Here is a 3398-nt window from a genome sequence, read left to right as displayed (position 1 = left end):
TCGTTCAAGGGGCAACGGGGGCTGCCGCGTCCGCCAAGACATCGTGGTGGCAAGGGGCGAACCCGCGGAACCGGGCCGGATTACATCCCGGTGATGGTGGTGCAAGACCGAGCAGGCCACCATGCGGATTTTCAGCTGGAGAAGATAAATGCCGAGGCGGTCATCGCGGTGTTGAAGCCGCTGGTGTCACCGGATGCGGTGCTGTGTAGCGATGGTGCGGGTGTGTATGCCAGTTTTAGCAAAGTGCATGGAGTGACTCATCAAGTAGTGCGCAATCGCCAAGGCGAACGGGTGGTTGGTGCGTATCACATCCAGCACGTGAACGGGTATCTCCATCGGTTGAAAGAGTGGATGGAGCGGTTCCATGGCGTGGCGACGCACTACCTGAAGAACTACCTGGGTTGGCGCAGGATGCTGGAGCGTTACGGGAGGGGCGTAAATATCAAAACATGTTTGCATGAGGCGCTGGGCCGCCCCATGCAACACGTAATTGGGACATAGCCTTTTTTAAACCTATGCTAGCGGCTGCCGTCAGCCAATATAACTGGGCCTATTTGGACAATTTTCCATTTGATGTCGATGTGCGTATATTTTGGGTGTTTATGCTGTGGCGCCTACAACACCACCACAGTGCCGCCGAGCTGGTGCAAGAGGTGATGACGGCGTTCCCCGATCTGCTCTTGGCCATCCCTGCCGACCATTACCTTACACCGGAACAAACGTTATCCATGATCATCGAATCACGGTTTATTGAGCGATTTTTACAATACTGGGGATTTGTGACGATTGCGCCGTGGCGTTATATCAATGCTGAGCCGGCCGCCAGAATGGTTCATATCCAGTCTTTGTTACAGCAAACCTTTCAATTCACCCTTAACCGATAGCAAGGTCATCGTGAGCGAATATCAATACTACCAATTTGAGCGTGTCGACGGGCAGTTAGCCCCTCACGCCCGCCAAGCACTCAGAGCTATTTCAAGTCGAGCCGAGATTACCTCGACCGCTTTTCAGGTCTATTACACCTACAGTGACTTGAAGGCTGATCCTGCGGAACTGATGTCAAAATATTTCGACATCGGTTTTTACTATGCCAATTGGGGTTCCATTGATGCTTATATCAAGCTGCCTGCTGGCACGATCCCCGAGGCGTTACTAGGCGTTTCGCTCGATGGCTTTCATGTAGATGAGCGCGATGAATGGCAATTGCTGACTTTTTCTATCGAAGAGTATGGCGAATATTTTGACGATGAACATGCGGACGAATTTTTCCAACATTTAGCCGCGTTGCGCAATGCCTTAATGCAGGGTGATTGGCGTCTTATCTATTTTATGTGGCTGAACGCGTGCGATTTTAATGAAGACATTGACGGCGTACCTTTAATTCATTTCGACTTTGATCACCTCAGTGAGGAGCTGCAGGCGTTTGCCACCCTTTATGATATTCCCGTGGCTTGGGTTAAAGCATTGGCGATGGTGCTGAATGCACAACCCAGTCACCCAGCCAAACAGGCCGAGTTTCAGTTTGACGGGTGGTTCCATCAGCTCACTGACGCGGAGAAACAGACGCTATTAAGCACGCTGTTTGAACAAGGCCAGTTAACCCGTCATCAAGCCTTGGCGATGACGCGAAAAGAATCGGCCAACCAAGACCAAGCCTATCAGTATTGGTTAACTCCCGACGTGATCACGCCTTACGTTGCACAAGCGCAACGCCAATTACAGCAAGCGCAAGCCGAAGCGCTCGCAAAGAAAATGGCGATTGAAAAAGCGGAAAAAGAGAAAGCATTGACGGATATCTACCATCAGCGCGAACACGCTTGGCAGCAAGCGCAAGAACAAGCGGATCGCACCTGCGCCAGTGGCTACGATGCGGCATCACGCTATGTGCATCAGTTATGCGAAGCCTATCAGTGCAAAGGCGATAGCCCTGCGTTTGCCCAGCGCTTTAAGCGATTTGTGGTGGCGAATAACAGCCGTAAAACGCTGTTAACCCGGCTGAAAGATCTCCTGTAGGAGGGGACCCGGTTACACAGCATGAACCTGAGCTGTTGAGTTATGTCCCTGCCGCCATGGTGTGGGCCTTGACATGACCCCTGGCGGCGGGCTGGGCGCCATCATTGTCGAACCAAACAAGCAGGCGCGGCATGTCGGTTGTCACCGACATCTCCCCATCTATGTGGCCGGGAAAATGAAAAAAGCCCAGTATCTACCCTAATGCCAGTCAGTTAAGCCTGACTGGCATTGTTTTTATTGGCTTTTTTCACACTATACCTCTGTGGCCTTGGCTTCACGCAGCGGGGGTAACTTCGCTCCCTTCGTTCCGGCAGCACAAACTGCCCCGCCTGTTTCTCCAGGTCAGCTACCCGCTTCGGGATATTTCCCGGGGACATGTACGGCATGCAGCTCAGTTCATGGATAAGATACACCGACGCCATGTGAAAACTCAGCTGACTCGCTGTGTACCCCTTCAGGCTCGCCGCCATCTTCACCATCTGGCTGCGCAGCAGGTTGTACGCCAACAACACGCCCCACAGCTCTTGCCGTATCCCCGCAGCCTTCTTGCTACGCAGGGTCAGTCGGTGTTGTTGCAGGCTGTGCTTCATCTCCCGATAGCCCAACTCGATTTCCCAGCGATGGCTGTAGAGCTCGACGATGTCAGCCCCCGGGAAACGCATCGGGTCGACCATCGAGGTCAACACTTGGCGCTCTTTGCCGTTGAGGCTGCGGGTCAGCAAGCGGGCTTCTATCGTCTCTGGCAGTTGCGGCCACTTCTTCCTCGCCTGTGGACTGGTCTTGAGCTGCACCAGCACATCCTGACGCCCCAGTTTGCGTACCACCTCGTATTGCGTGCCCTTTTTGAGCGGCAGCAGCCAGTGCCGCTCGCTGCCAGCAGTTTGCCAGGCGTGTAGCAGACCGAGGGAGTAAAACCCCTTGTCGAACAGGGTCAGCGAGTGGTCCGGTGTGCGTGCAATGAGCTGTTCGGCCAGCGCCATCTCGTTGACGGCGCAGCTTTCCATGACGGCTTGCGTGAGCAGATGGCTGGTGAGCTCCATCTGACAGAGCATACGTACCTGTGGATAAACGGTCTCGCCATGCTGGGTGCCGGGCTTGGCAAAGGCAGCGGCATTGTCCGGAGTATCGGGAGTTCGCCACATCACGCCATCGACGGCGAGCAGTTGCAGCCCGGCCCAGCCAGGGTGATTGGCCTGTTGGTGCCAGCGCGAGGCGGTCTCGTGAAACAACCGCTCGATGCTCTTGTCCCCGAGCTTTTGGCGGGCTTGCAGGAAGGCGCTGGGGGCAACAAAGGGACGGTCACCGGGCAGTAGGATATCGAGCTGATTGACCAGCTGGGTCATGGGGACGTGGCGGAAGATGGCCATGCCGATGATGGCCCAGAC

The 3398-nt window shown here is 54.8% G+C and carries 4 protein-coding genes; 3 read left to right on the top strand and 1 reads right to left on the bottom strand.

Features of this window, described 5'->3' with window-relative positions; translation table 11 throughout:
• From BN1115_RS00345 to BN1115_RS00335, 3 genes are all read left to right on the top strand, one after another.
• A partial coding sequence (locus BN1115_RS00345) for an IS1595 family transposase (protein ID WP_050070474.1) occupies nucleotides 1-501 on the top strand: 501 nt, incomplete at its 5' end.
• 14 nt (nucleotides 502-515) lie between these two features.
• Nucleotides 516-884, top strand: coding sequence for a hypothetical protein (locus BN1115_RS00340; RefSeq protein WP_050070473.1), 369 nt, complete (start codon nucleotides 516-518; stop codon nucleotides 882-884).
• Between the two features lie 10 nt (nucleotides 885-894).
• Nucleotides 895-2013, top strand: coding sequence for a hypothetical protein (locus tag BN1115_RS00335; RefSeq protein ID WP_042655583.1), 1119 nt, complete (start codon nucleotides 895-897; stop codon nucleotides 2011-2013).
• A 212-nt stretch (nucleotides 2014-2225) separates the two neighbouring features.
• On the opposite strand, the gene BN1115_RS00330 is transcribed toward BN1115_RS00335, so the two are convergent.
• Nucleotides 2226-3398: IS4 family transposase (locus BN1115_RS00330; RefSeq protein WP_050070472.1), on the bottom strand; the 1173-nt coding region annotated here is incomplete at its 5' end.

The sequence above is a fragment of the Aeromonas allosaccharophila genome (assembly GCF_000819685.1).
GTDB classification, from domain to species: domain Bacteria; phylum Pseudomonadota; class Gammaproteobacteria; order Enterobacterales; family Aeromonadaceae; genus Aeromonas; species Aeromonas allosaccharophila.
Note: the sequence above shows the minus strand (reverse complement) of the source record. Positions and strands in the feature narration are given on the sequence as shown.